This is a genomic window from Curtobacterium sp. NPDC088465 (assembly GCF_044753165.1).
Lineage (GTDB): Bacteria > Actinomycetota > Actinomycetes > Actinomycetales > Microbacteriaceae > Curtobacterium.
Genome location: NZ_JBIVMR010000002.1, coordinates 504,876 through 530,664, shown reverse-complemented (window position 1 = coordinate 530,664; position 25,789 = coordinate 504,876). Strand labels below are relative to the sequence as shown.

The following is a 25,789-nucleotide window of genomic DNA, read 5'->3' as shown; positions in this document are numbered from 1 at the left end:
ACGCGTCGGAGGCACCGGTGCGTTCTCCGGAACGGGTGACGGCCCGTCCCCACTTGCGGGGACGGGCCGTCGGGTGCGGTGACCGGAGAGGTCGCCCGGGCGGTGCTGAGGGTCAGTCGTGGAACGTCTCGATGGACGCGCCGAGCGAGTTGAGGCGTTCCTGCAGCTGCTCGTAGCCGCGGGCGATGATGCCGACGTTGCGCAGGACGCTCTCGCCCTTCGCGGCGAGCATCGCCAGCAGGATGACGACCGCGGGCCGCAGGGCGGGCGGGCAGCTGACCTCGGCGCCGGAGAAGTGCGTCGGGCCGGTCACGTCGAGGCGGTGCGGGTCGCGCAGGGTGACGCTCGCGCCGAGGCGGGTGAGATCGAGCAGGTGGATCGCCCGGCCCTCGTACACCCAGTCGTGCACGAGCGTCGTGCCCTCGGCCATCGCCGCGATGACGACGAAGAACGGCAGGTTGTCGATGTTGAGGCCCGGGAACGGCATCGCGTGGATCTTGTCGATCGGCGCGTGCAGCTCGGACGGGTGCACCGTGATGTCGACCAGGCGCGTGCGACCGTTGGCGGCGGCGTACTCCTCGCTGACGTCGAACCGCAGGCCCATCTCGGCGAGGGTCGCGAGCTCGATCTCGAGGAACTCGATCGGCGCTCGGGTCACCGTGAGGGTGGACGCGGTGACGATCCCCGCGGTCAGGAGGCTCATCGCCTCGACCGGGTCCTCGCTCGGCCAGTAGTCCACGACCTCGTCGATACGGCTCTTCCCGGTGATGCGGAGCGTCGTCGAACCGATGCCCTCGACCTGCACGCCGAGCAGTTCGAGGAAGAAGCAGAGGTCCTGCACCATGTAGTTGGGGCTGGCGTTGCGGATCGTGGTGACGCCGTCGCGGGCGGCCGCGGCGAGGATCGCGTTCTCCGTGACGGTGTCACCGCGCTCGGTCAGCACGACCGACTTCGTCGGCACCTCGGTGTTCGCCACGTCGACCTCGTACCAGCCGGAGGTCGCCTCGACGTCGACGCCGAACGGCCGCAGGGCGATGAGGTGCGGTTCGACCGTGCGGGTGCCGAGGTCGCAGCCGCCGGCGTAGGGCAGACGGAACGAGCCGTAGCGACCGCTGAGCGGGCCGAGGAACATGAGCACGCTCCGGGTGCGCCGGGCGGCGTCGGCGTCGATCGCGTCCAGTCGCAGGTCCGACGGGGCGACGATCTCGAGGACCTCGCCGTCCTCCGACCACGTGACGGTGGCCCCGAGGCTGCGGAGCACGTCGATGATGCGGTCGACCTCGACGATGCGGGCCACCTTGTGCAGCCGGGTGACCCCGCGGTTGAGCAGCGACGCGCAGAGCAGTGCGACGGCGGCGTTCTTGCTCGAGTTCACGGCGATGGAGCCGCTGAGCTTCCGACCGCCCTGCACCCGGAGGTGGGCGCGCTGCGGGGCGCCGCCGATCGAGACGATCTGCTGGTCGAGCGCGTCGCTGATGCGCGTGAGCATCTCGAGCGACAGGTTCTGTCCGCCCTGCTCGATGCGGTTGATCGCGCTCTGGCTCGTGCCGACGCGTTCGGCGAGCTGGGTCTGGGTCATGCTGCGGCCCTTGCGAGCGCCCCGGATGAGGGCGCCGACCTCGCGCAGCGGAGCGGCGGGCGCGGTGCCGGTCGGCTCGGCGGGCGTGACGACGGTGGTGGTGTCGGACATGGTCGCCACGGTAACACGCTCATGAGATAAAACAGGGGACATCGCCCGGCGATCATCCAGGATCGGATCGGGAATAACTCGTCCATGAGAGTTCAGGCCGGCAACCAGCCGCGGTCTTCGCCGCTCCACCGCCACATCGTCGAGGGGCCGAGCGCGGGTCGGGGGTCGCGCAGCCAGACCGTCGTGTCGGGGGTCCACCCGGCGATGACGCTCGCCGGGGTGCCGTCAGCCGAGTGCAGGACGCCCTCTGCCGAGTCCAGGGTGCCGTCGGCCGAGTCCGCGGTGCCGTCGGCCGAGTCCGCGTCGACCGGGATCGCGGTTCCGGAGGCGCGCAGCCACCCCCGCAGGGTCAGGTGCACCGCGTCGTACCGCTCGGCGATCGCGGCCCAGTCCGGCACCACCCAGGCGCCGTCGCGACCGGTCGCCCGGTACCAGTCGTGGCGACGGGTCGTGGCCGTGACGTCGATCGGTGCCGCACGGCAGAGTGCGGCCCAGTCCTCGGCGTCGTCGACCACCACGATGCGCGCGGACGGATCGACCGCTGCAGGGGCGACCGCCGCGCGCTCCCACCCGGTGTGGTCCTCGACCGCCCACAACCCGAGTGGCCCGCGGCCGTCGCGTTCGGTGGTGGTGTCGAGGAGCCCGCTGGGAGGGGTCGTCCACCACGTCCCGCTGATCGGCGCGGTGACCGGGTCGCCCAGGCCGTGGGAGCGTTCGTCCAGCAGCTCGCGCCGCCACTCGGCGAGCACTGCTGCGGCAGGGCGAACGGCGCCGCCGTACCCGGACGTGTCCGGGATGACGGCCCACTGTCGCGGAGCCGGAGCCGGAGCCGGAGCCGGAGCCGTGGCCGGAGCCGTGGCCGTGGCCGTGGCCGTGGCGAACAGTGCCTGCACGCCGGGGGCAGCCGCCACCGCCGTGGCGATCCGCTCGTGCAGCGACCGCGGGACGACGGTCTGGAGCAGGACGTCCTCGGCGTCCGGCTCCTGCCACCACATCGCCGACTCCGCTGCGCGTCCGAGGGCCGCGAGCACCTGGTCGAGCGTGGCCGACGCGGGGTCGGCAGCGTCGAACAGGGCCTCGACGGCGGTGACCACGTCGTCGTCCGACGGAGCCGGACGCGGCTCGGACGCTCCGGGTCCGAACATTGAGACGCCGTCACCGCGGTGGACGGAGGTCCAGTAGGACGCCCAGAAGAGCGTGTCGTCGTCCGGCTGGTCGCCGACGGTACCGAGCACGACCTCCCAGCAGAGGCGCCGCCCCCGCGGCCCGGCGAGCAGGTCCTCGACGATGGTCACCACGCCAGGCTAACGGGGGTGCCATCGTCGCCGATAACGACCGGTGCACACCCACGGACGGGTCTGCATCCCGCCCCACGGACGGCGGCGGGACGATCGAGAACCAGGACGGGCCATGATCGTCGTCACACGACTCAACGGCAGCGCTTTCGCTGTCAACCCCGACCTCGTGGAGCGCATCCAGGAGACGCCGGACACGACGCTCATCATGGTCGACGGCGCCAAGTACATCGTGCGCGAGTCCATGGCCGACGTCATCGGCCTCGTCGCCGCCTACCGCGCGCGGATCGTCGGCATGGCCTACGGCACGGACACCGCGGTGGACGCGACCGGACCGCAGCCGGTCCTCGCGCCCGTCGCGCCGCTCGTCACCAACGGACGACGCGACGCCGTCCGGAGCCAGGACGGGGGGCGCTGACCGTGGACATCGCAACGATCGTCGGCATCCTGCTCGCCTTCGGCGCCCTGTTCGGGATGGCGCAGATGGAGCACGTCGAGATGGCGGGACTCTTCCTGCCCGCGCCGATGCTCCTCGTCTTCGTCGCCACCATCGGCTGCGGCGTCGCGAGCACCACCATGAAGGACGCCCTCGCCGCGTTCAAGACCGTCCCGAAGGCGTTCACCGGCAAGGTCACCCCACCGCAGACGGTCATCGACGACGTGGTCGGGTTGGCCGAGACGGCCCGCGCCAACGGCCTGCTCGCGCTCGAGCAGGAGGCCGACAAGCACGACGACCCGTTCATGAAGAAGGCCCTGCAGAACATCGCGGACGGCACCGACGGCGACGAGCTCCGGATCCTGCTCGAGGACGAGATCGAGTCGAACGCCGCACCGATGCGGAGCGCCAGCGCGTTCTTCATGGGCCTGGGCGGCTTCGCCCCGACCGTCGGCATCATCGGCACCGTCGTGTCCCTGACCCACGTGCTGGCGAACCTCGGCAAGCCCGACGAGCTCGGCCCGCTCATCGCGAGCGCGTTCGTCGCGACGCTCTGGGGCCTGCTCACCGCGAACTTCCTCTGGCTGCCCTTCGGCGGCAAGCTCCGGAAGCTCGCGCAGCTCGAGGCCGACCGGCAGACCCTGCTGATGGAGGGTCTGCTCGCCGTCCAGGCCGGCAGCCAACCCCGACTGCTCGGTGAGCGCCTCACCGCGATGGTCCCGCCCGCTGCGCGCGGTGCCGGCGGCAAGGACGGGAAGACCGCGAAGGCCACCGCCGACGACCAGCAGCTGGCGGCCTGACCGTGAGCGCGAACCCTCGCGGGCGCGGGCGCGGCCGGAAGAAGGGCGGCCACGACGAGGCCGAGCACCCGGACGAGCGCTGGATGGCGTCGTACATGGACATGATCACGGTGCTCATGTGCATGTTCCTCGTGCTCTTCGCCATGTCGTCGGTCGACCAGGAGAAGTACATCGCGCTGAAGAACTCGCTCGCGACGGGGTTCGGCGAGGTGAAGTCCGGCAAGGTCGACACCGCCTCGGGCACGATCGTGTCGAAGTCCCAGGTGACGAAGGACGGCAAGGGGTACGCGACGGACAAGTCCGACGCCGACCACTCGACCGCCGCGTCCGGCGCCGACGACACGAACGTCGACCCGGCGTCGACCGCCGTGCCGCCGGTCGCGTCGAAGGCCGACCTGGCGGCGGCCCAGCGGGAGCTCGACGACCTCAAGGCGATCGAGGCGGCCATCCAGGGCAACCTCGAGCAGGCGGGGGAGTCGTCGAAGGTGCAGTTCGCCGTCGACGACCGCGGCCTGACGGTCCGGCTCGTCGGGAGCGAGACCTACTTCGCGACGAACAGCGCCGACCTGTCCGACCAGGCCCGCCGCATCATGGACGCGATCGCGCCGGTCCTGAAGACCAGCGGACACGACGTCAGCGTCGAGGGCCACGCCGACCAGCGGAACTCGACGGCCCCGTACGCGACGAACTGGGAGCTCAGCGCCGCACGCGCGACCGGGGTGCTCCGCGACCTGGTCGAACGGGGCGGGATGCCGGCGGACCACGTGCAGAGCGTCGGCTTCGGGTCGAGCCGCCCGCTCGCGAAGGGCGCGAGCGACGCGGACAACACCCTCAACCGCCGGGTCGACATCGTCGTGCTGTCGAACCAGGACCAGGACGTCAGCGAGCTGATGCCCGCCCTCGCCACGGCGCAGGACGGAGCGCGACAGGGGTAGACCCCGGCTGGGCAGGGCCCGCACCACAGCGCGGACCGGACCGCAGGACGAGCGCCGACGAGCGGCCACGGGTCGCCCCGACGCCGGGTCCGCCGCCGCCCCAGAACGGGGCACAGCGCTGACGCCTGCCCGTCGCCGGTCGACAGACGCACCCGTGACCGACACCCTGCCCGCGCCCGAGGTGTACGACTTCGCGCGCCCGTCGACGCTCGCCCGCGAGCACGCACGGGTGCTCGAGCTCGCCTTCGAGACGTTCGCGCGGCAGTGGGGCACGCAGCTCACCGCGAAGGTGCGTGCCGTCAGCCAGGTGACCTGCGAGCAGGTCTCGATGACGACGTACGACGAGTACGCCGCGTCCCTGCCCGCCCTCACCGGCATGGTGCTGCTGCCGATCGCCGACACCGCGCCGAAGGGCGTGCTGCAGGTCCCGCTCGACGCGGCCCTGACGTGGGTGTCGCACGCCCTCGGCGCATCGAAGCCGCTGCCGACACCGGAGCGCACCTTCACGCCGATCGAGCAGGCCCTGGTGCGGAAGATCGTCGAGGACGCCCTCGACGACCTCCGCTACTCGTTCGGCGGGCTCCTCGCGCACGAGGTCACCACCGGCGGCTTCCAGTTCAACAGCCAGTTCGCCCAGGCCGCGCAGAAGGGCGACCTGATGATCGTCGCCGCGTTCTCGATCCGGGTCGGCGACCGCGTCGCACCCGGCACGCTCGCCCTGCCGGCGGAGGCCGTGCTGCCGCAGCTCGGCGAGGACACCACGAGCGTCTCGGCCGCCGACGCCCGCGCCCTGCTCGACGCGCAGCTCGCGAACGTCCCGGTCGGCGTCAGCCTGCACTTCGCGCCCGCCGCCGTGCTGCCCACGCAGGTGCTCCGGCTGGCCGTCGGCGACGTCCTGCCGCTGCCGCACCCGCAGCACCGCCCCCTGACCATCGCGGTCGACGGCGAACCCGTCGGTACCGCCGCCGTCGGCGCCAACGGCTCGCGCCTGGCCGGCATCGTCGTCACCACCACCGATCCGGAGCAGCACGCATGAGCGCCACCACCACCCTCCACGCCACCGCGGCCGAGTCGCTCGCGGCGCAGCTCCCGACGGCGGCACCCCTGACCGCCGTGCCCCTGCCGGGAGGCGCGACCCCGGTCGTCCTCGAGGCCGCCGTCGACGGTGTGGTCGCGTCCTTCGTCGGCGGACTCTCCGCGGACCTCGCGCTGGTCCTCACCGACCTCGGAGCGGTCGTCGCCGCGGGCGGCGCCGACGCCGGCCTGGTCGACGTCACCGACGTGCTCCGCCCGTCGCTCGAGGCCGCTGCCTCCGTGCTCGGCGTCGGTGTGCTCGGGGACGCCCGTCGCGAGTCGGCGGCCTCGCTGTTCGCCGACCCGGAGACGGTCGTCTTCGAGCTCACCGCGGGCGGGGTCCCCGGCGGCTGGTTCGCGCTGCGCGTCCGTGAGAACGGCACGGTCTCGGCACCGCTCGGCGCCGTCCCCGCCGGGAACCTCGGTCGCATCAACAACGTCGAGATGACGCTGACCGTCGAGATCGGTCGGACCCGGATGTCGGTGCGCGACGTGCTCGGCATGGAACCCGGCGCCGTGGTCGAGCTCGACCGCAGCGCCGGTGCCCCCGCTGACGTGCTGCTCAACGGCCGGTTGATCGCCCACGGCGAGGTCGTCGTCGTCGACCAGGACTACGCCGTCCGCATCACCAGGATCCTCGACGTCGCCGAAGCGGTCTGATCCGTGGACACCCTCTGGATGGCACTCCGGGTCGCCGTGTCGCTCGGCGTCGTGCTCGCGCTGATGTGGGTGCTGCACCGCCGTGCGACGAAGGGCGGTCTCGGAGCCGCGGTGAAGGCCCGGGGACGCCGGTCCGCCGCGGTCGAGGTCGTCGGTCGACAGGGCATCGGCGGCAAGGCGAGCGTCGTCGTCGTCGACGTCGAGGGGGAGCGTCTCGTGCTCGGTGTGTCCGAGCAGAGCGTCTCGCTGCTCCGGAGTGGTCCGACCCCCGCGCCGGAGCTCACCGTCGTCGCCGGGCCGGTCGCACTGCCGACCGCCCCGCGCGCCGTCGTGTCAGCACCCGAGTCCGCCGAGCCGACCTCCGCCGGGCCGACGTCCGCCGAGCCGACCACGGTGGCGGCCCCGTCCGCCGACGCGTTCCGTGCGGAACTCGAGCGACAGGACCACGCCGCCACGGGCCTCCCGGCCGACGCCGCGCCCGTGCTCCCGATGCGTCCCCGCGGTCCCGCGCGTCGTCCGGCCCGGACCGTCGTGCCGACCGCGCAGCAGCTCCAGGGCTCCGTGCTCTCCGCGGACACGTGGCGGCAGGCCGCCGCCGCGCTCCGAGGCCGGCGGGCCGGGTGACGGCCGCGCTCCGGACCGGCCGCACCGCCACCCTCGTCGTCCTGGGACTGGCGACGGTCGCCGGTCTCGTCCTCCTGACCACGACCGGCGCGCATGCCGTCGGCGTCACCGAGCCGACCGCGCCGGCGGCCCCGACGGCACCCGCGAGCGGTGACTTCAGCGTCAGCGTGAACGGGCCCGACGGTGCGCCGTCCTCGGCGATCGTCACGCTCCTCGGCATCACGCTGCTCAGCGTCGCGCCGGCCCTGCTGCTCATGATGACGTCGTTCACGAAGATCTTCGTGGTGCTCGCCATGACCCGGAACGCCCTCGGGCTGCAGGGGATCCCGCCGAACCAGGTCATCGCCGGGCTCGCGCTCTTCCTGTCCCTGTTCGTGATGGCCCCGGTGCTCGGGCACATCAACGACGACGCCCTGCAGCCCTACCTCGCCGGCCACATCGACTTCGCGAAGGCGGTCGAGGTGGGCACGAAGCCACTGCGGACGTTCATGCTGCACCAGACGCGCGAGGAGGACGTCGCGCTCATCACGCGCGCCGCCGGCCAGGCGAACCCGACGGACCTCGACGCCGTGCCCATGACGACCGTGATCCCGGCGTTCGTCATCTCGGAGCTGCGGAGCGCCTTCATCATCGGCTTCGTCATCTTCATCCCGTTCCTGGTCATCGACCTCGTCGTCTCCGCCGCGCTCATGTCGATGGGCATGATGATGCTGCCGCCGGTGATGATCTCGCTGCCCTTCAAGATCCTGCTGTTCGTCCTCGTCGACGGCTGGGGGCTCATCATCACGTCCCTCATCGAGAGCTACCAGGTGGTGCGCTGATGAACCAGCAGGCGGTCATCGACCTGACCCTCCAGGCACTCCTGGTGGCCGGCAAGCTCGCGGCCCCCGTGCTCGTGACCTCGCTCGTGGTCGGCTTCGCGATCTCGCTCTTCCAGTCGGTGACGCAGATCCAGGAGGTCACGCTCTCGTTCGTGCCGAAGGCGGTCGCCGTCGCGATCGCGCTCGTCGTCTGCGGCAACTGGATGATCGCCGAGATGGTCGCGTTCACCCACGTCGCGTTCGACATGATCCCGAAGCTCCTCGGGACGTAGCCGTGGACCTCGCCATCGACGCCGACCGGCTCGAAGCCACCATGCTCGCCGGGGTCCGGCTCGTCGCCTTCCTCGTGATCGCGCCGCCGTTCGCCTACAAGGCGTTCCCCGGCACGGTGAAGGTGATCCTCGGGCTCGGTCTGGCGATCGGTGTCGCACCGCGGGTCGGCCTCGGGTACACCGCGCTCGACACCGGTGGGTTCCTGCTCGCCCTGCTCACCCAGCTGGTCGTCGGGCTGGGCCTCGGCTTCCTCGTGTACCTCGTGTTCGCCGCGGTGCAGTCCGCCGGCGGTCTCATCGACCTGTTCGGCGGCTTCACCCTCGCCCAGGCGTACGACCCGCAGTCCCAGGTCAACGGCGCGCAGTTCACCCGGCTGTTCCAGATGGCGTCGCTCGCGCTGCTCTTCGCCAGCGGCGGGTACCAGCTCATCGTCGCGGGGCTCGTGCGGTCGTTCGACGCGGTGCCGCTCGTCACGGCCGACGGTTCGCCGGGCACCTTCGCCGTCGGCGGCTTCGCCTCGGTGCTCGTCGCGGCGGCCGGGCAGATGTTCCTCGCCGCACTGCAGATCGCGGGGCCGCTCGTCGTCGTCCTGTTCCTGGCCGACGTCGGCCTCGGGCTGCTCACGCGCGTCGCCCCGGCGCTCAACGCGTTCCAGATGGGCTTCCCGATCAAGATCGGGCTGACCGTCGTGTTCGCCGGTGCGCTCTTCATGGCGCTGCCGGCCGTCGTGTCGTCCCTGACCGGCGACGCCGTCGCCGCGATCACCGGGCGGGGGTGAGGCGACGTGTCCGACGGAGGGAGCGGCGAACGCTCCGAGAAGGCCACCCAGAAGCGGATGCAGGAGGTGCACCGCAAGGGGCAGCTCGGCCGCTCGCAGGACCTCGGCGCCTGGGTCGGCATCGCGACGGCCGCGCTGGTCATGCCCGCCGCGATCGGCAACGCCGCGGGTGCGGGGGAGCAGCAGCTCCACGCCGTGCAGCGCGTCATCGCGGACCCGACCGTCCCCGCGGTCCGGCAGGCACTGTCCGAGGCGCTCGGCTCCGTGGCCGGCACCGTCGGCCCGATGCTCGCCGTCGTCGCGGTCGCCGTCGCGGCGGTCTCCGTCGCGCAGGGCGGCGTGCACTTCCGGCGGATGGCCCCGCAGCCGGACCACTTCGACCCGGTCGCCGGGTTCAAGCGGGTCTTCGGCGTCCAGGCGCTCTGGAACGGCGTGAAGGCACTGCTGAAGACCGCCGTCGTCGGGCTCGTCCTGTGGTTCGCCGTGCAGTCGCTCGTCCCCGTCCTCATGACGAGCGGTTCGCTGCCGCTGTCGTCCGTGCTCGACGCGGCGGAGGAGGGCACCGGGACCCTGCTCCGCGCCGCCGTCGCCGCGGGTCTGGTGCTCGCCGCGGTCGACGTGCTGGTCGTCGTGCGCCGCAACCGCAAGCGCACGATGATGACCAAGCAGGAGGTCAAGGACGAGTCGAAGCGCACCGACGGCGACCCGCTCGTGAAGGGCCAGCGCCGGTCCCGACAGCTCGCGATGAGCCGGAACCGGATGATCGCCGCGGTCGGGGACGCCGACGTCGTCATGACCAACCCCACGCACTACGCGGTCGCGCTCCGCTACGAGCCCGGGAAGTCCGCACCCCGTGTCGTCGCGAAGGGTGCCGGGCCGGTCGCCGACGTCATCCGGTCGACCGCCGAGGAGTCGCGCGTGCCGATCGTCCGCGACGTCCCGCTCACCCGGGCGCTGCACGCGGCGTGCGAGCTCGGGCAGGAGGTCCCGGTCGACCTCTACACGCCGGTCGCCCGGGTGCTCTCGTTCGTCATGGCGCTCAAGGCCCGCGGCGCCGCCGCCGGGACGCACGCCGCGCCGACGCCGACCACGGCCGACGAGGTCGCGACCGTCCTCGACCCCACCACGCTCACCGGCGACGCCCGACCACGGCGCCTCCGCACTCGTCCGTCCACCACCGAAGGGGCACCCGCATGAACCGCAAGGACCTGCCCAAGCTCGCCGTCCCGGTCTTCATCGTCGGCATCGTCCTGCTGCTGATCCTGCCGGTGCCGTCGTTCCTGCTCGACGTGCTCATCATCCTGAACATCCTGCTGGCGCTGGTGATCCTGCTCACGACGCTGTTCGTGAAGAAGCCGCTCGACTTCTCGGTGTTCCCGTCGCTGCTCCTCGTCGCGACGCTGTTCCGCCTCGGCCTCAACGTCGCCTCGACGCGACTGGTGCTCGGCGAGGGCTTCGCGGGCGACGTCATCCAGGCCTTCGGGCACGTCGCGGTGTCCGGCTCGATCATCATCGGCGCCGTCGTCTTCCTCATCCTCGTCGTCATCCAGTTCGTCGTCGTGACGAAGGGTGCCGAGCGCGTCGCCGAGGTCGGCGCCCGCTTCACCCTCGACGCGATGCCCGGCAAGCAGATGGCGATCGACGCCGACCTGAACGCCGGACTCATCACCGATGCCGAGGCGAAGGAACGCCGTGCGGCGGTCTCCGCCGAGGCCGACTTCTACGGGGCGATGGACGGCGCGTCGAAGTTCGTCAAGGGCGACGCGATCGCCGGCATCCTGATCCTCGTCATCAACATGCTCGGTGGCGTCGCGATCGGCATGCTGCAGAACGGGCTCTCCGTCACCGACGCGCTGTCGAAGTACGGCATCCTGACCATCGGCGACGGCCTGGTCTCGCAGATCCCCGCACTGCTCATGGCCGTGTCGACCGGCATGATCGTGACCCGGTCGGGTGCGGAGACCGAGATCGGCGCGTCGGCGACGACGCAGCTGACGCAGTCGCGGAACGCGCTGGTGATCGCCGGGGTCGCTGCGATCGCGATGGGGTTCATCCCCGGCATGCCCATCGTGCCGTTCCTGCTCATCGGCGCCGGGCTGCTGTTCGCCGGCTGGCGGCTCTCGCGGCAGGCGGCGCAGCAGGCGGCAGCGGCCGAGCAGCAGCAGGCACTCGAGGCCGCGGCCCCCTCGGCGGACAGCCCCGAGGACCTGCTCGAGCAGATGCGTGTCCACGCCCTCGAGATCCTGCTCGCACCGGACCTGGTCGACATGGTGTCCGGGTCGTCCGACGACCTGCTCGGTCGCGTGCGCGCGCTCCGTCGGAAGATCGCCGTCGACATGGGCATCGTCGTGCCGCCCGTCCGCACCCGGGACAGCATCGAGCTGCCCCCGTCGACCTACGCGATCCGCATCGCCGGGGTCGAGGCCGGTCGCGGGACCGCCCCGTCCCGCAGCGTGCTCGCACTCGGCGACCAGCTCGACGGGCTCCCGGGCACCACGACGGTCGAGCCGGTGTTCGGTCTGGCCGGCAAGTGGGTCCCCGCCGAGCTCCGGCACGCGGCCGAGATGACCGGCGCGACCGTCATCGACCGGGTCTCCGTGCTCGTCACGCACCTGCAGGCCGTGATCGGCGACAACGCGGCCCGGCTGCTCACCCGCGAGGACGTCAAGGTGCTCACCGAGGGTGTCAAGCAGGTGAACCCCGCGGCGGTCGAGGAGCTCGTGCCCGGCATGCTGTCCCTGGCCGAGGTGCAGCGCGTGCTCCAGGGCCTGCTCGCCGAGCGCGTGCCGATCAACGACCTCGGCCGCATCTGCGAGGCGCTGACGCTCCGCGCGAAGGTGTCGACCGATCCCGAGGGCCTGGTCGAGGCCGCCCGCGCAGCCCTCGGCCCCGCCCTGCCCGCCCGCCACGCCGAGGCCGGCACGCTCCGCGTCATCATGATCGACCCGTTGCTCGAGCAGTCGATGCTCGAGGGGCTCCGCCCGTCCGAGCAGGGCACCCAGATCGTGCTCGACGCCCACCGCATCGAGCAGGTCCTCGGGTCCCTGCGCGACGCCGTGCGCAGCGTCGAGGAGCAGGGCCTGTCCGCCGTGCTCGTCTGCGCCCCGCAGCTCCGACCGGCCGTGCACCGCATGGTGTCCGCGCAGGCGAACGGCCTGCCCGTGCTGTCCTACCAGGAGGCCACCGCCGCGGGCTCCACCATCGAGACCGTGGGAGTGGTCCGTGCCGCCGACCCGATCGCTGCGTAGCGGCCCGACGCTCGAGGCGGTCCGCGACGCCCTCCGCACCGAGTTCGGTGCGGGCGCCCGGATCGTCTCGGCCGAACGCGTGTCCACGCCCGGGATCGGTGGGCTCTTCCGCCGCACGCACGTCGAGGCCGTCGTCGAGGTGCCGGACCCGCTCGACCCGCCGACCGCCCGGGTGGCGATCGCCGACGGCCCGGCCACCCGCATCGGGATCGCCGCGCTCCTCGCCGACGCCGAGGCCGCCGAGGCCCGCATCGCCGCCGGCGACGGCACCGCGTCGACGCGGGCGGATGCGTTCGCCTCGGTGCTCGACGGCTTCGCGGCCGACGGGATCGCCGCGGGCGCCCCGCGCCCGGGCCGCCCCGGGACGGACGTGGGTCGGGTCGACCCGGCCGTGCCGCGCCTCCAGGACGGCCCGTCGCCGGCCGTACCGGGCACGGACGAGGACCACGGTCGGCCGGGAGGCCCCCTGCCGGTCGTGGGACCGGCTCCCGTCGTCCCGCTGGTCACTGCGGTGTCCGCCCCGGCGTCCGTCCGTCCGGTGCTGCCGGTCCCGGCCGTGCGGTCGGCCGACGGCGACCTCGTGCTGCTCGTCGGGCGTGCCACCGACGTCGACGCGGCGGCGGGGGTGTTCGCCGGACGGTACGCACTGCGCCCGACCGACGCGGCCGACCGTCGGGCGGGGATCCTCGCGCGCGCCGAGGGCGTGCGGAACGGCCACGCGCTGCTGGGCGTCTCCGCGTGGGACGACGCGGCGACGATCGAGGGACTCGCCGCCGACCAGGTGTGGGTCGTGGTCGACGTCGGTCGGAAGACCGAGGACGCCCGGGCCGTCGTGGCCGCGGTCGCCGGGCGGGTACCCGTCGCGGGTGTGGTGGCCATCGGTGCGGGGGAGACCGCCACGCCGGAGTCCGTCCACCAGCTGGGCCTGCCGGTGGTGTCGCTAGGCTGACGGGGTGCTGGTACTCACGCGGAAGGTCGGCGAGCGGATCCTCGTCGGTGACGACGTCGTCATCACGGTCCTCGACAGCCGCGGCGACGGCGTCCGGATCGGCATCGACGCACCGCGCGGGGTCAAGATCCAGCGCGAGGAGGTCGTGCGCGCCGTGATCGAGGCGAACGCGGAGGCGGCTGCGGCGGCCGCTGCGTCCGGTGCCGAGGGCGCCGACGACGCCGAGGCGCGACTGCGCGCTGCGCTCGGCGACCGGGGACGGGCGTCGGACCAGGGCTGAGTGCCGCGGTGGCGTCCGGTCGGGCGGTGTCCGCCCGCTCGTGCGCACGCTCGTGCGGCTCTGTGGCTGTGCGTCTGTGCGGCGGTGCGTCTGTGCGGCCGTGTGGCTGTGCGGTCAGCCCGGCAGGCCGATCGCGGTCCAGGCGGCGAGTCCGGCCCAGCACGTGCTCGTGAGCGTCCCGACGATGAACCGCTCTCGCGCCTCGGCGGAGTCGAGCTCCGAGAAGCGACCGAGGCCCTTCACCGCGACGACCGCCGCGACGATCTCGAGCCGGCCCACCAGCACCGCGCCGATCACCGCGAACCGTTCGAGGAACCCGATCGCCGCCCCGCCCCGGAGCACCTCCGGGCGTCGACGCTCGACGGCGGGTTCGTCGGCGCGCGAGACCAGGATGCCGCCGTGCCGACCCCGCTCGACGCCCTCGCGCATGGCGAAGCCGAGCACGGTCCCCGTGACGGCACTCCCGGCGAGGACGCCGACGGCGACGACCGCGGTGGTGCCGAGCACGCGGAGCGCGGTCGTCGGTGCGGCGGGTGCCAGGTCGAGGAGCTCGGCGGCGAGGACGACCGCGACGACCACGACCGCCGGCACCGCGCGGGCGAGTGGCGGGACGCGGTGCACGGCGCTGAGCGCGGCCACCGCGAGCAGCACGACCGCACCGACCAGCCAGACCGTCATGCCGGGGTGTCCGCTTCGGTGAGGAGCCGCGCGAGTGCCGCGTGCACGGCGTCGTCGGAGCGCAGGTCGGCCGCGAGCCAGCGCTTCGCCACCGCCTGCCGGGTCACGCCGAGCAGCTCGGCGGCCTCGGTGCGCGAGTGGCCGGCGCGGAGGAGGTCCGCGAGCTCCCAGCCCTCCCGCGACCGGCGGCGACGGGCCCGGACGGTCTGGGCGACGAGGGGCTCGACGTCCGCGGTACCGAGCCGGCGACCCGGGGCGACCTCGAGGGCGAGGTGCTCGGGGACGTCCTTCGCGCGGTCGACCGCGGCGCGTGCCTGCACGAAGGCGTCGCCGCGCGCGGCCCGGGTCGAGCTCGGCACCGGTTCCTCGACGTCACCGATGCCGATGCCGATGCTCCAGCCGTCCGTCCGGGCGAGGGCGAACACCACGTCGAGCAGGGTCTCCGCGTCGTCGAGCAGGAACTGGAACTCGTCGCCGGCGGTCCGCTCCGGTGGGAGCACCACGTGCCCCTCGGACGCGGTCCGGACGACGTCGATGGCCTGCTCGACCCGGTCGTCGTCCGAACGACTGCCCACCTGGTCCACCGTCACCGCGTACATCGCACCTCCGCTGTCAACCCTACAAGGTTGATTCTCCCGATATCAACCCTGCAGGGTTGATCACGGACGCGGCTTCTTCTCCTGCTCCGGCAGCCGTCCCGCAGCGGCCTCGGCGGCGAACCACGCTGCCGCCTCCTCCTGCCGCGCGCGCTCCTCGCCCAGGGCGATCGGCGCGCGGACGAGCTCGGGGTCGTAGCCGAACGACTCGACGAGCTGCGGGACCACCGGGCGGAGCCGGGCCACGAGCCGGTCGACGTACGCCGACACCGCCCGGGCACGCTGCGCCGACAGGCGTCCGTGCACCAGGTGCCAGTCGAGGTGCTGCTCGACGAGCCCGAGGGCGAAGAGGTCGCGGAGCCAGACGAGCACGCGGCGGGTGTCACCGGGCGCCACGGCCTCGATGGCATCGGTGAACGCGTCCCACTGCATGAGCTCGGCGTGCGCCTTCGCGGCCTCGATGAGCTCGTGCTGCGAGCGGTTGAGGAGCTTCGCGGCCCGCGCCCGGTCCTTGCCGGCCGAGGCGAGGCGCACCCCGATCTCGGACACCATCGTGTCGACACGACCGGCCAGCAGCGCGCGCTGGGTGCGCGGGTCCTGCAGGTCCGTGACGCTCGCCGCGAGCGATCCCCGGTCGACGACCGTCTGCCCGAGTCGACGGATGCCGGACGCGTCGGCCAGCTTCGTCGCTGCCTGCGCAGCGACGAACCGGGCGGTCGAGGCGGCGTCGCGCGGCGCCTTCGCGCGGAAGTCGGTGAGCAGGCGCTTGCCCACGAGCTGCAGCAGGATCGTGTTGTCACCCTCGAAGGTGACGTAGACGTCGAGGTCCGCGCGGAGGCTCGTCAGCCGGTTCTCGGCGAGGAACCCGGCGCCGCCGCACGCCTCGCGGCACTCCTGCAGCGTGTCGAGCGCCGACCAGGTGGACATCGCCTTGAAGGCCGCCGCCTGCGTCTCGAGGTCCTCGCGGCGCTGCGGGGTGTCCTCGCGCCCGCTGAAGACGTCGTCGAAGGTCTTCAGCAGCTTCTCGTGCGCGAACGACTGGGCGAAGACCGTCGCGAGCCGGGGGATCAGTCGGCGCTGGTGACGGCCGTAGTCGAGCAGCACGCCCTCGTCGCCGCCGCCCGTCGGGAACTGCCGGCGTTCGGCGGCGTAGGTCAGCGCGATCTGCAGGCCGACCTTCTGCGCGACCACGGCGGCGCCGTCGAGCGAGACCCGGCCCTGCACGAGGGTGCCGAGCATGGTGAAGAACCGTCGGCCCGGCGACGCGATGGGGGAGGTGTACGTGCCGTCCTCGGCCACGTCGCCGTACCGGTTGAGCAGGTTCGTGCGGGGCACCCGGACGTGGTCGAACCAGAGCCGCCCGTTGTCGATGCCGTTCAGGCCGCCCTTGACGCCGTCGTCCTCGCCACCAACGCCGGGCAGGAACGCACCGTCGCCGTCGCGCAGCGGTACGTAGAACGCGTGCACACCGTGGTCGACGCCCTGCGTCACGAGCTTCGCGAACACCACGGCCGCCCGCCCGTGCAGCGCCGCGTTCCCGATGTAGTCCTTCCAGGCGCCCCGGAACGGCGTGTGCACGACGAACTTCTGCGTGTCCGGGTCGTAGGTCGCCGTCGTCGCGATGCTCTGCACGTCCGAGCCGTGCCCGGTCTCGGTCATCGCGAAGCAGCCGGGCACGTCGAAGCGGATGATCCCAGGCAGGAACTCGCGGTGGTTGCGCTCGGTGCCGAGGTGGTGCACCGCGGACCCGAACAGGCCCCACTGCACGCCGGCCTTGATCTGCAGGGACGGGTCCGCCGTCGTGAGTTCCTCGAACGCCGCGAGGTTCCCGCCGTGGTTCTCCTGGCCGCCGAACTCGGTCGGGTACGGACGCTGGATCGCACCGGCGTCGACGAGCACCCGGAGCTGCTCGAGGACGCGGGCCCGGTGCTCCGCGATCGGCTGCCCCTCGATCTTGTGCAGCCCGGGGTCGCGGGACAGGCGCCGTGAGATGCGCCGGTCCTCGGCCCAGCGGCCGAGCAGGAGCTCCCCGAGCAACGTGGTGTCGATGCGGACGTCGGTGTCCGTCCCGCCCGTCGGCGTGCCGGCCGCCGGGTCGCCCGTGGCGTCGGCGTTCGGGGCCTCGGTCGTCGAGGTGGGGCGTGCGGGGGCGGTGTCGACCATGGGGGAGCCTTCCTGAACTGCTCTGTCCGTGTTGCACTCCACACGTTAGGCACCTCGGCCGAGTGTTGCTCGAACGCCGTGCGGGCGCACAACGGCAGACCGCGGGGCCGGACACGGGTGGTGGGAATCCTCCAAGGCCCGCCCGCGGAGGTTTGTACGCGCCCCGCTCCGATTCGGACGAGCGGGGTGCCCGGGGGCACAGTGGACGGATGTCTCGCACCACTCCACCCAGCGCTCCGGCGCAGCAACGCACCTTCTTCGGGCAGCCCTTCGAGCTGTCCACGCCCTTCGCGGTGGAGCTCTGGGAGCGGTTCTCGTTCTACGGCATGCAGGGCATCGTCCTGATCTACATGTACTACACCGTCACGCGCGGCGGCCTCGGCATCGACGAGGGCATCGCCAACGGGATCATGGGCGCGTACGGCGGCGCCGTGTACCTGTTCACGATCATCGGCGCCTGGGTGGCGGACCGGCTCATCGGCGCCGACCGCACCCTCTTCACCAGCGCGGTCGTCGTCATGCTCGGCCACATCGGGCTCGCGCTCATCCCGGGGGTCGCGGGCGTCGGAGTCGGCCTCGTGCTCATCGCCCTCGGCTCCGGCGGGCTCAAGGCCACCGCCACGACGATCGTCGGCGGGCTGTACGGCCGCGACGACCCTCGTCGCGACGCCGGGTTCTCGCTCTACTACCTCGGGGTGAACCTCGGGGCGTTCTTCGGTCCGCTGCTGACCGGGCTGTTGCAGTCCTCGCTCGGGTTCCACTACGGCTTCGGGCTCGCCGCGATCGGCATGGCGGCCGGGCTCGTGCAGTACGGCATCCGCCGCCGGAAGCTCCCCGACTCCGTCCGGCACGTCACCAACCCGGTCGAGCGTCGCCGCCTGCCGCTCGTCGCCGTGCTCGTCGTCGTCGCGCTCGCGGTCGTCGTGGTCTCGGTGCTCACCGGACTGCTCACGGTGACGAACCTGCCGACGGTCGTCGTCGTGATCGTCATCGTGGCCACCATCGCGTACTTCGTGGTGATCCTGACCAGCGGGATCACCGCCGAGGAGCGTTCCCGGGTGTTCGCCTTCATCCCGCTCTTCATCGCGAGCGCCGTCTTCTGGTCGCTCTACCAGCAGCAGTTCACGGTCGTGACCCAGTACTCGGACCAGCGCCTGGACCGATCGCTCGGCGACTGGGTGATGCCCGTGTCGTGGGTCCAGTCGATCAACCCCGTGTTCATCATCGTGCTGTCCGGTGTTGCCGCCGCGATCTGGACGAAGCTCGGTGACCGCCAGCCCTCCACCCCGACGAAGTTCGCGCTCGGCACCGGGATCATGGGCATCGCGTTCCTGCTCTTCCTGCCGTTCTCGGGCACGGGCGAGAACGGCACGCCCCTGATCGCGCTCGTGGGCATCCTGCTCGTCTTCACGATCGCCGAGCTCCTGCTCTCCCCGGTCGGGCAGTCCGTCGCGACGAAGCTCGCGCCGCCGAAGTTCCAGACCCAGATGGTCGCGCTCTTCTTCCTCTCGGTGTCCCTCGGCACGGCGGCCACCGGGGTGCTCTCGCAGTACTACTCGCCGACGAACGAGGTCCCGTACTTCACCGTCCTCGGCCTGGTCGCCGTGGCGGTCGGGGTCGTGCTGCTCGTCTGCGCGAAGCCCGTCCTGCGCCTCATGCGCGGCATCCGCTAGCCCCGAGCCGCATCCGGTAGCCTGGACACGGCCACGACGGCCACCGCCACACCGGCCCCGCAACCCAAGGAGTCACCAATGCTCGAACTCATCGCAGGCGTCATCATCGGTATCGGCGTGCTCGGTGGCGTGGGCATGTGCATGGCCGTCGCCGCCATGCTGAAGAGCGGCAACGAGGAGTACTAGACCCCGTCCGCGGTGTCCGGCGTGACCGGCACCAACTGACGACCCAGGACGGTCGCGCGCTCGAACGGGCCGCGGCCGTCCTTCGTGTACGCGGGCTCGTCGAACGCGATGGTCCAGGTGCGCTGCGTCCCACCGAGCTGCACCCCTCCCGGAGCGACGATCACCCCGATCGGCTCGCCCTCCCACTGCTCGCCCCCGCGCTCGAGGTCGACCACCTGCACGAGGGCTCCGATGCCCAGGCCGCCGGGGTCGCCCGGGCGCGCTCCGTCGTCGGGGCGGGGGCTGCGAGCGCGACGTCCGAACACCCGGCCACCGTACCGCGCCCCGCACGGCGATCGGCGGACGCCGGTCCCGCACTCCGCCCCCCGCCTTCTGCCCTCCGCCCTCCGCCCTCCGCCCTCCGCTCGAGCGGGCAGGACACGCCGCCCGCAGGACGCCGAGCGGGCGGTACCTGTCGGCCGGCGGCCCAGACCGTGACAGATCCCGCCCGCTCGCGCCCGCTCGCACAGGCCGGCGGCGGGCCGGTGGCGGGCAGACGGCGGTGCGGCGGCGGTGCGGCGGGGTCGGCGCCGGCGGCGTCGGACGGGAGGCGCACGGCGGCGCCGCGCCGCGCCTCCCGTCCGACGAGTGGGCAGGACACGCCGCGCGCAGGCCGCCGAGCGGGCTTGATCCGTCGCCCGCCGGATTCGACTGTGACAGATCTCGCCCGCTCGCGGATGGAGCCCTGGTCACCGCCCCGACCCGCACCCGTCGTCGGCGCCCACCGCGGTCGCACGACGTGCCGTCCGCTCCCGCTCCGGTGGCAGGACCTGCCGTCGCGTCGGGAGGTGAGCGGCAGGTCGTGCGACCAGGACCTGCCTCCGAGTACCCGCCTGCCGCGCCGGCCGACCGGCCGCCGACCGGCCGCAGCGCCGCAGCGCCGCGGCGCCTACGCCCGGGCGATCTCCGTGACGGACGAGTGGCCCGTGTCGGGGTGCTTCCGCATCGACAGCAGGCGCTCCATCGACGGCTCGAGTGCGGTGACCTTGTCGAGCGGAGCGCTCACCACGAGCTGGAACCCGAGCCGGAGCCACGCCGTCACGGCACGCCCGGCGAACTCCGAGTCCGCCTTGATGAACGCCTCGTCGAGGAACACCGGCGCGAACCGGGGCCGCGGCCGGGTCTCGTCGCCGAGCTGGTAGCGCAGCGCCGCACCCACGATGAACGCCACCAGCTCCTGCGTCTCGCCACCCGACTTGTCCCCGAGCGAGGAGTACACGCCGAGGTCGTTGCCCTCGGGGTCGTACCGCACGGCCGTGATCTCCATGTGCCGGCGGACGTCGAGCACGGCGTCGCGCTGGGTCGTCCGTCCACGTGCTGCCGCCGGGTCGGGGCGGATGACCGCCATGAACCGACGCAGGCGGCGGAAGCGGGTCTCGAGCACGTCGTCGGTCAGCTCGGTGTCGACCGACGCCGACAGCGCGCGGAGCTCCCGGCGGAAGGCGGTGACGTCCTCCCGGGTGACCCGGCGGATCTGGATCTTCAGGCGGTCCCGGTTCGCACCGAACGGCAGCTCGCGCAGGATCTCGTTGACCGGTTCGAGCCGTTCCTCGATCTCGACGACCGCGCGGTCGAAGGCACCGGCGAGCGGGACGAGGTCCTCGCCGCTCCACTGCGACAGCCGCCGACGCCACTCGCTGCGGCGCGCGTGCAACCCGGTCGCGAGGATCTGGTCGAGGATCGCGTGGTAGTCGGGGTACGACGCGACACCGGTGCCGAGGTTCGGGTCGGGCCAGGCGTCCTGGTACCGCTGGAACGTCAGCGTGAGCGCGGTCGAGGCGGCGGCGGCGCCGTCGAGCGCCTGCGCGAGCCGTTCCTCGAGCCGGCGTCGCAGTCGGCGCGCGGCGTCGTCGAACCCGTCGATGCCGTCCGGGGCGCCGACCTCCTCGAACGTCTCGGCGAGCAGCCGGGACTGCTCGTCGTCCGGCAGCGACTCCGGGGTGTCCTCGAAGCGGGCGAGGATCTCGGCCGCGGCGTCCTGGCCGTCGACGAGCACCGCGTGGCGTTCCTCGAGCCGCGTGACGGAGAGCCGTGCACCGGCTCGACGGTCGGCGGCTTCGTCCAGGGCGCGACGGAGCCGGGCCACCGACTCGCGCAGGGTCCGGAGTCCGTCGTCGGCGGCGAGCAGCGCCTGCCGCTCGGCGTCGAGCCGCGCCAGGGACTCGTCGAGCCCGGCGACGTCGATGCCGTCCCAGGTGGTGTCGACGACCTGCTGGTGTGCGGCGCGCAGGGCGTCGAGGGTCGCGATGTCCTGCGCGACGTCGGTGCGTCGGGCCTCGAGCGTCGCGAGGTCCTGCGCGATCGCGGCGAGCTCCCGCTCGACGGAGGCCATCCGGGCCTCGTTCGTGAAGCCGATGACGTTCGACTGGCGTCGGTCGCCGTGCGCGCCGCGACGGCCGTCCCGGAGCTGACCGGACGGGGTCACGCGGCGGCCGCCACCACCGAGCTCCGCGGCGGAGTCGACGCACCGTGCGTCGATGCGGTCGGACTCGATGCGTTCGCGGACCCAGGTGCTGAACGGGGAGTCCTTGATGGTCAGCTTGCCGGAGACCATCGCCGGGTCGCCGTCGAGGTCGAGGTGCGGGCCGGTGGGCACGCCCTCGAACTGCACGCGGACCGGGAGCTGGAGCGCGTCGATCGCCTCGCTGAAGGACGACAGGTGGTCCTCGTCGACGAGCAGCGTGCGCGCGACGGGTGCCAGCACGGACTCGATGGCCGTCCGCCAGTGCTCCTCGGCCGGGAGCACGTCGAGCAGCTCGGCGACGAACGGCAGCGCGTCGGGGGAGATGCCGGCGGCCCGGGCCATCGCCAACCGCGCCTCGTGCATCGGCAGCGGCATCGCGCCCTGCCGGTGCTCGAGTGAGCGGCGCTCCTGGCGCAGGGTCCGCTCGCGGTCGAGGAGCGGGTACTCCTCGCGCGTCAGGGCGTCCCGACGGTCGTCGAGCTCGGCGCGTGCCGTCGCGTACGACCCGAGGAACGCGTGCGACGCCGCCTGCGCCTCGGTGAACGTGCGCTCGGAGGTGAGCGTCAGCCCGAGCGCGGTGGTGCGCTCGTCGAAGGTCGCGCGCGCCCGGGCGACCGCGTCGCGCTCCCGGGTCCGGCGGTCGATGCGGTCCTCGAGCTGCGCGAGGGCGTTGCCGCCCTGGTCACGGAGGCGTCCCTCCGCCTCGCGGAGCTCGACCTCGACGGCGGCGTGCCGGGCCTCGGTCGCAGCGACGTCGGCCCGGGCTGCGGTGCGCTCGCGCGCGTTGCGTTCGACCTCGGCGTCGAGCAGGGCACGCTTCCGCGATGCCGTCCAGTGCGCGAACGGCGAGACCTCGGCGCCGGTGGCGATGCCGTCCAGGGCGTCCGCTGCGGCCCGCGACCGGGCGATCTCGTCGTGCAGCTCGACGATGGGGGAGAGGATGCGGACCTTGCGCTCCTCGGTGTCCATCGCCTCGTACGCCTCGTCGAGCGCGGAGAAGTGCGCGAGGGCGCGGTCGGCCGCCTCGTACGTCCCCGGGGTCTCGAGCACGAGCGACTTGTAGAGCGCGTCGACCGTCGGCAGGTGCTGCCCGGCCTGGATCCGCGCGAGCAGGCGCATGGCCCGGTTGCCACCACCGGAGTCGCCGATCCCGAGCCGGGTCTGGAGCGTGTACGCGAGCTCCTGGTAGGTGTCCCGCACGACGAGCCCCGGCACACGTCCGGTCAGCTCGAGGTGGTGGAAGCGCGACGGCACGAAGTCCTCGAGCCGGCGGAGGTCGAACGTGTCGTCGACCGTCGCCATGGTCATCTGGATGTCGCCGACGCCCCGCGCCCGCTTCGGCACGAGGTACGCCCGCAGCACCGTGAAGCGCCGCTCGTCGTCGTTCCGGAAGGTCACGGCGACGGCGCCCCAGGTGGTCTGGTCGTCGCCGCGCAGGTTCACGTCGCGCAGGGCGCCCGTCTCCGGGTCGCGGCGGGTGTCCACCTTGCCGCGCAGGTACGTGAGCAGGTTCCGCTGGTCGGCGCTCCGCGCACGCCCGGTGGTCGCGTCGTTCGAGGCGCCGTTGAACGGCACGTCGGACGGCATCATGACGGCCAGGTAGGCGTCCATCAGGGTCGACTTGCCGGTGCCGGAGGCGCCCGAGATCAGCGTCGCGGTCCCGGACAGCTCGACCTGACGGTGGCCGTGGAAGCCGCCCCAGTTGACGACCTGCATCGACTCCGCCCGCCACTGCGCGACGGTGTCGAAGAGCGCCGGCAGGGCGCCGGTGTCGATCGCGGTGTCGGTCATGCGTCCGTCTCGCCTTCGTCGTCGGGGTCGGTCGGCTCGGCCGGGAGGCCCGTCACGGCTCCGTCGGTCGGCGCACCGCCGTCGGTGGTCGCGTCGCGGAGCCACCGGTCCAGTTCGCGGAGCTGCTCCAGGGGGAGCAGGACCTCGACGACACTGGCCACGCGGAAGCGGTCGGGGTCGGTCGTGCGGATGAGGATGCGCGCGGTCACGAGTCGCTCGACGGCCTTCGCGACGCGGGACTCGTCGCGGGTGCGGTCGGTGGTCGCCGGCAGGAAGCCGGACACGTGCCCGATGATCTCGGACCGGTCGACCACGACCTGGTCGAGGCCCGGCCGGGCGTCCGCGCGGAGGCGCATGCGCAGGTAGACGAGGACGATCGTCTCCTCACGCGTCCACGGCACGTCACGCAGCAGCGTCGGGAAGGCCCGGCGCTGGCTCTCGGACCGTGCCTGCCGCTTCCAGGCGACCTCGCGGTCGCGGTCGACGTGCAGTTCGAGGAAGAGGTCGTTCAGCCGCGACCGGAGCTGGTGCTCACCGTCGGTGATCGCGCGCCACTCGTCGGCGTGCGTCCGCGCGCTCACGTAGGTGTGGCGGAGCAGCGCGACCAGGGCGCGGCGCTGCGGCTCGTCGAGCCGGCCCTCGTCGCCCTCGAAGAGGGCGAAGCTCGACTCGTCGCGTTCCTCGTCCTCGTCGTGACGCTCGTCGAGGACGGGGTCGGAGCCCTCGGGGTCCGTCTCGTCGACGGGAGCCGTCGTGGTGTCGCTCACCGTGCCTCCAGGCCGTTGTCGTCGTCGTGCTGGTCATCCGCCCCTGCGCCGGTCAGGGACGCCGAGGGCATGCGGAAGGTGACCGTCTCGCCGTCCGGTCGCACCGTGCGGTGCGGGACCAGGTGGGTGGCGGTCTCGAAGTCGTCGTTGCCGGTGAGCAGGTGCGCGAGGCCGAAGAGCTCGACCGGACGGCGCTGCTCGGGCGGCAGCGCGTGGAAGGCCGAGACGCTGTCCGGGGCGCTGCGGAGCGCGGCGCGGAGCTCGGCGAGCAGCGGTCCGCCGTGGCGGCGCAGCGACTCCACGTCGAGTTCCTCGAAGACGTCGTCGTCGGGCTCCTCGATCGGCGGTGGCACCGCCTCGTTGTCGGGGTCGTAGAAGCGCTCGCGCAGGGTGCCGACCTCGGCGGTCGCGGGGAGCAGTCCGAGCGGGACGCGGTCGCGGGCGGACCCCGAGTCGATCCACGCGGCGAGCCCGCGGTTCACCGAGCGGAGCACCGCGTCGAGCTCACGGTCGCGGACGACGTCGTGGGCCACGATCTGGTCGCGGAGCGTCGCGGTGAGCTGGCGTCGCTGGGCGAGCACGTCCTCGATGCCCTGGCGCAGGATGCTCACCGTGTTGCGGAACGCCCGGCGCTCGCCCGCCCCGAGGGACTCGGCGAAGGGGTGCGCGAGGATCGTCGCGATGTCGTCCCGGAGCCGGAGCAGCAGGGCGTCGTCGCGCAGCAGCTCGAACGCGCCCTCGAACGCCCGACCCTCGGGAGTCGCCTGCATGAGGTCGTCCGTCCGGGCCAGGTAGTCGTCGAGGATCTCGCCGATCGGACGGACCTCCTGCCGGAAGTCCTCGACGATCGAGCGGTGCATCGTCGCGACCGCCTCCTCGACGCGCTTGAAGTCGCTGGGCAGCTGCCGGATGAGGTCGGCCACGTTCGTGTAGCCGTCGTGCATCCGTGCGTCGTCGACCTCGGTGACCTCGCCGCGGGCGATCCGCTCGCGTTCGGCCTGCAGCTCCGCGATCTGGGCGTCGATGCGACGGACCTGCACGTCCGGGTCCGGCTCCGCGCTGGCCGCCCAGCGGTGCACGGCCTCGACGATCATCGCCAGGCGGCTCTCGCTGATGAGCGCCCGGTCGGCGCTCAGGGCGTCGACGAGGTTCAGTGCCTCGAGGGCGTGGCTCGTCAGCGAGTACTGCTCGTCGCCGTCGGGGGAGTTCGAGCGGACCAGCCACTGCGCCGCCACCCAGTCGCGACAGAGCGCGCGGCCGTTCGGGCGGGCGTCGGCCTCGTTCTCCCCGTGTTCGCTCGCGGGCACGCGGGCACCGGTGGACTGCAGGCGGGCGACGTGCTCCTCGACCTGCAGGTGCATGCGGTCGGCCGGGACGTACTGCACGTCACGGTCGAACACCGTGCGGAACACCGCGATGACGGCGGCGCTCGTCGGGCGGGACATCAGCCGGAGGGTCGGGCGGTCGAGCACCGCGCGCACGCGGGAGAACTCGAGGTCGACGTCGGTCATGGGTCCTTGCTCGCTGGTGTGTCGTGACGGTCCGGGCCGAGGAACGAGAAGAGCCCGA

The 25,789-nt window shown here is 72.8% G+C and carries 23 protein-coding genes; 14 read left to right on the top strand and 9 right to left on the bottom strand.

The window, feature by feature from the left end; translation table 11 throughout:
* Positions 1 to 112: 112 nt before the first annotated feature.
* Both ACIP6W_RS09845 and ACIP6W_RS09840 read right to left on the bottom strand, forming a co-directional pair.
* Positions 113 to 1,690 (bottom strand): UDP-N-acetylglucosamine 1-carboxyvinyltransferase, encoded by a 1,578-nt coding sequence (locus tag ACIP6W_RS09845; protein ID WP_235426588.1) that lies wholly within the window; start codon positions 1,688 to 1,690, stop codon positions 113 to 115.
* Between the two features lie 92 nt (positions 1,691 to 1,782).
* Positions 1,783 to 2,985, bottom strand: coding sequence for a hypothetical protein (locus tag ACIP6W_RS09840; RefSeq protein ID WP_400429222.1), 1,203 nt, complete (start codon positions 2,983 to 2,985; stop codon positions 1,783 to 1,785).
* A gap of 115 nt (positions 2,986 to 3,100) precedes the next feature.
* Between ACIP6W_RS09840 and ACIP6W_RS09835 the strand changes: the two genes are divergently transcribed.
* From ACIP6W_RS09835 to csrA, 13 genes are all read left to right on the top strand, one after another.
* Positions 3,101 to 3,403, top strand: coding sequence for a flagellar FlbD family protein (locus ACIP6W_RS09835; RefSeq protein ID WP_066654183.1), 303 nt, complete (start codon positions 3,101 to 3,103; stop codon positions 3,401 to 3,403).
* A gap of 2 nt (positions 3,404 to 3,405) precedes the next feature.
* On the top strand, positions 3,406 to 4,221 hold the full coding sequence (locus ACIP6W_RS09830) for a motility protein A (RefSeq protein WP_066654185.1): 816 nt from the start codon (positions 3,406 to 3,408) through the stop codon (positions 4,219 to 4,221).
* 2 nt (positions 4,222 to 4,223) lie between these two features.
* Positions 4,224 to 5,156 (top strand): flagellar motor protein MotB, encoded by a 933-nt coding sequence (locus ACIP6W_RS09825; protein ID WP_066654186.1) that lies wholly within the window; start codon positions 4,224 to 4,226, stop codon positions 5,154 to 5,156.
* 154 nt (positions 5,157 to 5,310) lie between these two features.
* Complete coding sequence (locus ACIP6W_RS09820) at positions 5,311 to 6,192, top strand: flagellar motor switch protein FliM (RefSeq protein ID WP_066654188.1); 882 nt, start codon at positions 5,311 to 5,313, stop codon at positions 6,190 to 6,192.
* The gene (gene fliN / locus ACIP6W_RS09815) at positions 6,189 to 6,890 is read left to right on the top strand and encodes a flagellar motor switch protein FliN (RefSeq protein ID WP_271826152.1); all 702 of its coding nucleotides are present in this window, start codon (positions 6,189 to 6,191) and stop codon (positions 6,888 to 6,890) included. The genes ACIP6W_RS09820 and fliN overlap by 4 nt, the downstream gene beginning before the upstream one ends.
* 3 nt (positions 6,891 to 6,893) lie before the next feature.
* A complete protein-coding gene (locus ACIP6W_RS09810; RefSeq protein ID WP_400429218.1) occupies positions 6,894 to 7,514 on the top strand; it encodes a flagellar biosynthetic protein FliO in 621 nt (206 codons plus the stop codon).
* Complete coding sequence (gene fliP, locus ACIP6W_RS09805; protein ID WP_066658197.1) at positions 7,511 to 8,335, top strand: flagellar type III secretion system pore protein FliP; 825 nt, start codon at positions 7,511 to 7,513, stop codon at positions 8,333 to 8,335. Before ACIP6W_RS09810 ends, fliP begins: the two co-directional genes overlap by 4 nt.
* The gene (locus tag ACIP6W_RS09800) at positions 8,335 to 8,607 is read left to right on the top strand and encodes a flagellar biosynthetic protein FliQ (RefSeq protein WP_066654192.1); all 273 of its coding nucleotides are present in this window, start codon (positions 8,335 to 8,337) and stop codon (positions 8,605 to 8,607) included. Before fliP ends, ACIP6W_RS09800 begins: the two co-directional genes overlap by 1 nt.
* Before the next feature lie 2 nt (positions 8,608 to 8,609).
* The gene (locus tag ACIP6W_RS09795) at positions 8,610 to 9,386 is read left to right on the top strand and encodes a flagellar biosynthetic protein FliR (RefSeq protein WP_251155454.1); all 777 of its coding nucleotides are present in this window, start codon (positions 8,610 to 8,612) and stop codon (positions 9,384 to 9,386) included.
* 6 nt (positions 9,387 to 9,392) lie between these two features.
* Positions 9,393 to 10,583 (top strand): flagellar biosynthesis protein FlhB, encoded by a 1,191-nt coding sequence (locus ACIP6W_RS09790; protein ID WP_066654196.1) that lies wholly within the window; start codon positions 9,393 to 9,395, stop codon positions 10,581 to 10,583.
* A complete protein-coding gene (locus tag ACIP6W_RS09785) occupies positions 10,580 to 12,634 on the top strand; it encodes a flagellar biosynthesis protein FlhA (protein ID WP_066654198.1) in 2,055 nt (684 codons plus the stop codon). The genes ACIP6W_RS09790 and ACIP6W_RS09785 overlap by 4 nt, the downstream gene beginning before the upstream one ends.
* Positions 12,609 to 13,583 (top strand): hypothetical protein, encoded by a 975-nt coding sequence (locus ACIP6W_RS09780; protein ID WP_251160245.1) that lies wholly within the window; start codon positions 12,609 to 12,611, stop codon positions 13,581 to 13,583. The genes ACIP6W_RS09785 and ACIP6W_RS09780 overlap by 26 nt, the downstream gene beginning before the upstream one ends.
* Before the next feature lie 4 nt (positions 13,584 to 13,587).
* Positions 13,588 to 13,863, top strand: a complete 276-nt coding sequence (csrA, locus tag ACIP6W_RS09775) for a carbon storage regulator CsrA (RefSeq protein ID WP_066654202.1) — start codon at positions 13,588 to 13,590, stop codon at positions 13,861 to 13,863.
* A 114-nt stretch (positions 13,864 to 13,977) separates the two neighbouring features.
* On the opposite strand, the gene ACIP6W_RS09770 is transcribed toward csrA, so the two are convergent.
* The 3 genes from ACIP6W_RS09770 to ACIP6W_RS09760 all read right to left on the bottom strand — a co-directional run bounded on the left by ACIP6W_RS09770 (position 13,978) and on the right by ACIP6W_RS09760 (position 17,300).
* Positions 13,978 to 14,541 carry a hypothetical protein gene (locus ACIP6W_RS09770; protein ID WP_066654204.1) on the bottom strand — a complete coding sequence of 188 codons (564 nt, stop codon included), beginning with the start codon at positions 14,539 to 14,541 and terminating at the stop codon, positions 13,978 to 13,980.
* Positions 14,538 to 15,131 carry a DNA-binding protein gene (locus ACIP6W_RS09765; RefSeq protein ID WP_400429214.1) on the bottom strand — a complete coding sequence of 198 codons (594 nt, stop codon included), beginning with the start codon at positions 15,129 to 15,131 and terminating at the stop codon, positions 14,538 to 14,540. The genes ACIP6W_RS09770 and ACIP6W_RS09765 overlap by 4 nt, the downstream gene beginning before the upstream one ends.
* Before the next feature lie 69 nt (positions 15,132 to 15,200).
* A complete protein-coding gene (locus tag ACIP6W_RS09760) occupies positions 15,201 to 17,300 on the bottom strand; it encodes an acyl-CoA dehydrogenase (RefSeq protein ID WP_400429212.1) in 2,100 nt (699 codons plus the stop codon).
* Positions 17,301 to 17,509: 209 nt separating this feature from the next.
* Here ACIP6W_RS09760 and ACIP6W_RS09755 point away from each other — a divergent pair, with 209 nt between their 5' ends.
* Complete coding sequence (locus ACIP6W_RS09755; RefSeq protein WP_400429210.1) at positions 17,510 to 18,973, top strand: peptide MFS transporter; 1,464 nt, start codon at positions 17,510 to 17,512, stop codon at positions 18,971 to 18,973.
* Between the two features lie 182 nt (positions 18,974 to 19,155).
* Here the strand turns inward: ACIP6W_RS09755 and ACIP6W_RS09750 are convergent, their stop codons facing one another.
* The 4 genes from ACIP6W_RS09750 to ACIP6W_RS09735 form a co-directional block, all read right to left on the bottom strand.
* Positions 19,156 to 19,464, bottom strand: a complete 309-nt coding sequence (locus ACIP6W_RS09750) for a hypothetical protein (RefSeq protein ID WP_326496586.1) — start codon at positions 19,462 to 19,464, stop codon at positions 19,156 to 19,158.
* Positions 19,465 to 20,087: 623 nt separating this feature from the next.
* Positions 20,088 to 23,453, bottom strand: coding sequence for an ATP-binding protein (locus ACIP6W_RS09745; RefSeq protein ID WP_400429208.1), 3,366 nt, complete (start codon positions 23,451 to 23,453; stop codon positions 20,088 to 20,090).
* On the bottom strand, positions 23,450 to 24,220 hold the full coding sequence (locus ACIP6W_RS09740; protein WP_066654213.1) for a DUF4194 domain-containing protein: 771 nt from the start codon (positions 24,218 to 24,220) through the stop codon (positions 23,450 to 23,452). The genes ACIP6W_RS09745 and ACIP6W_RS09740 overlap by 4 nt, the downstream gene beginning before the upstream one ends.
* The gene (locus ACIP6W_RS09735) at positions 24,217 to 25,731 is read right to left on the bottom strand and encodes a DUF3375 family protein (RefSeq protein WP_209682687.1); all 1,515 of its coding nucleotides are present in this window, start codon (positions 25,729 to 25,731) and stop codon (positions 24,217 to 24,219) included. Before ACIP6W_RS09735 ends, ACIP6W_RS09740 begins: the two co-directional genes overlap by 4 nt.
* Positions 25,732 to 25,789: the final 58 nt, after the last annotated feature.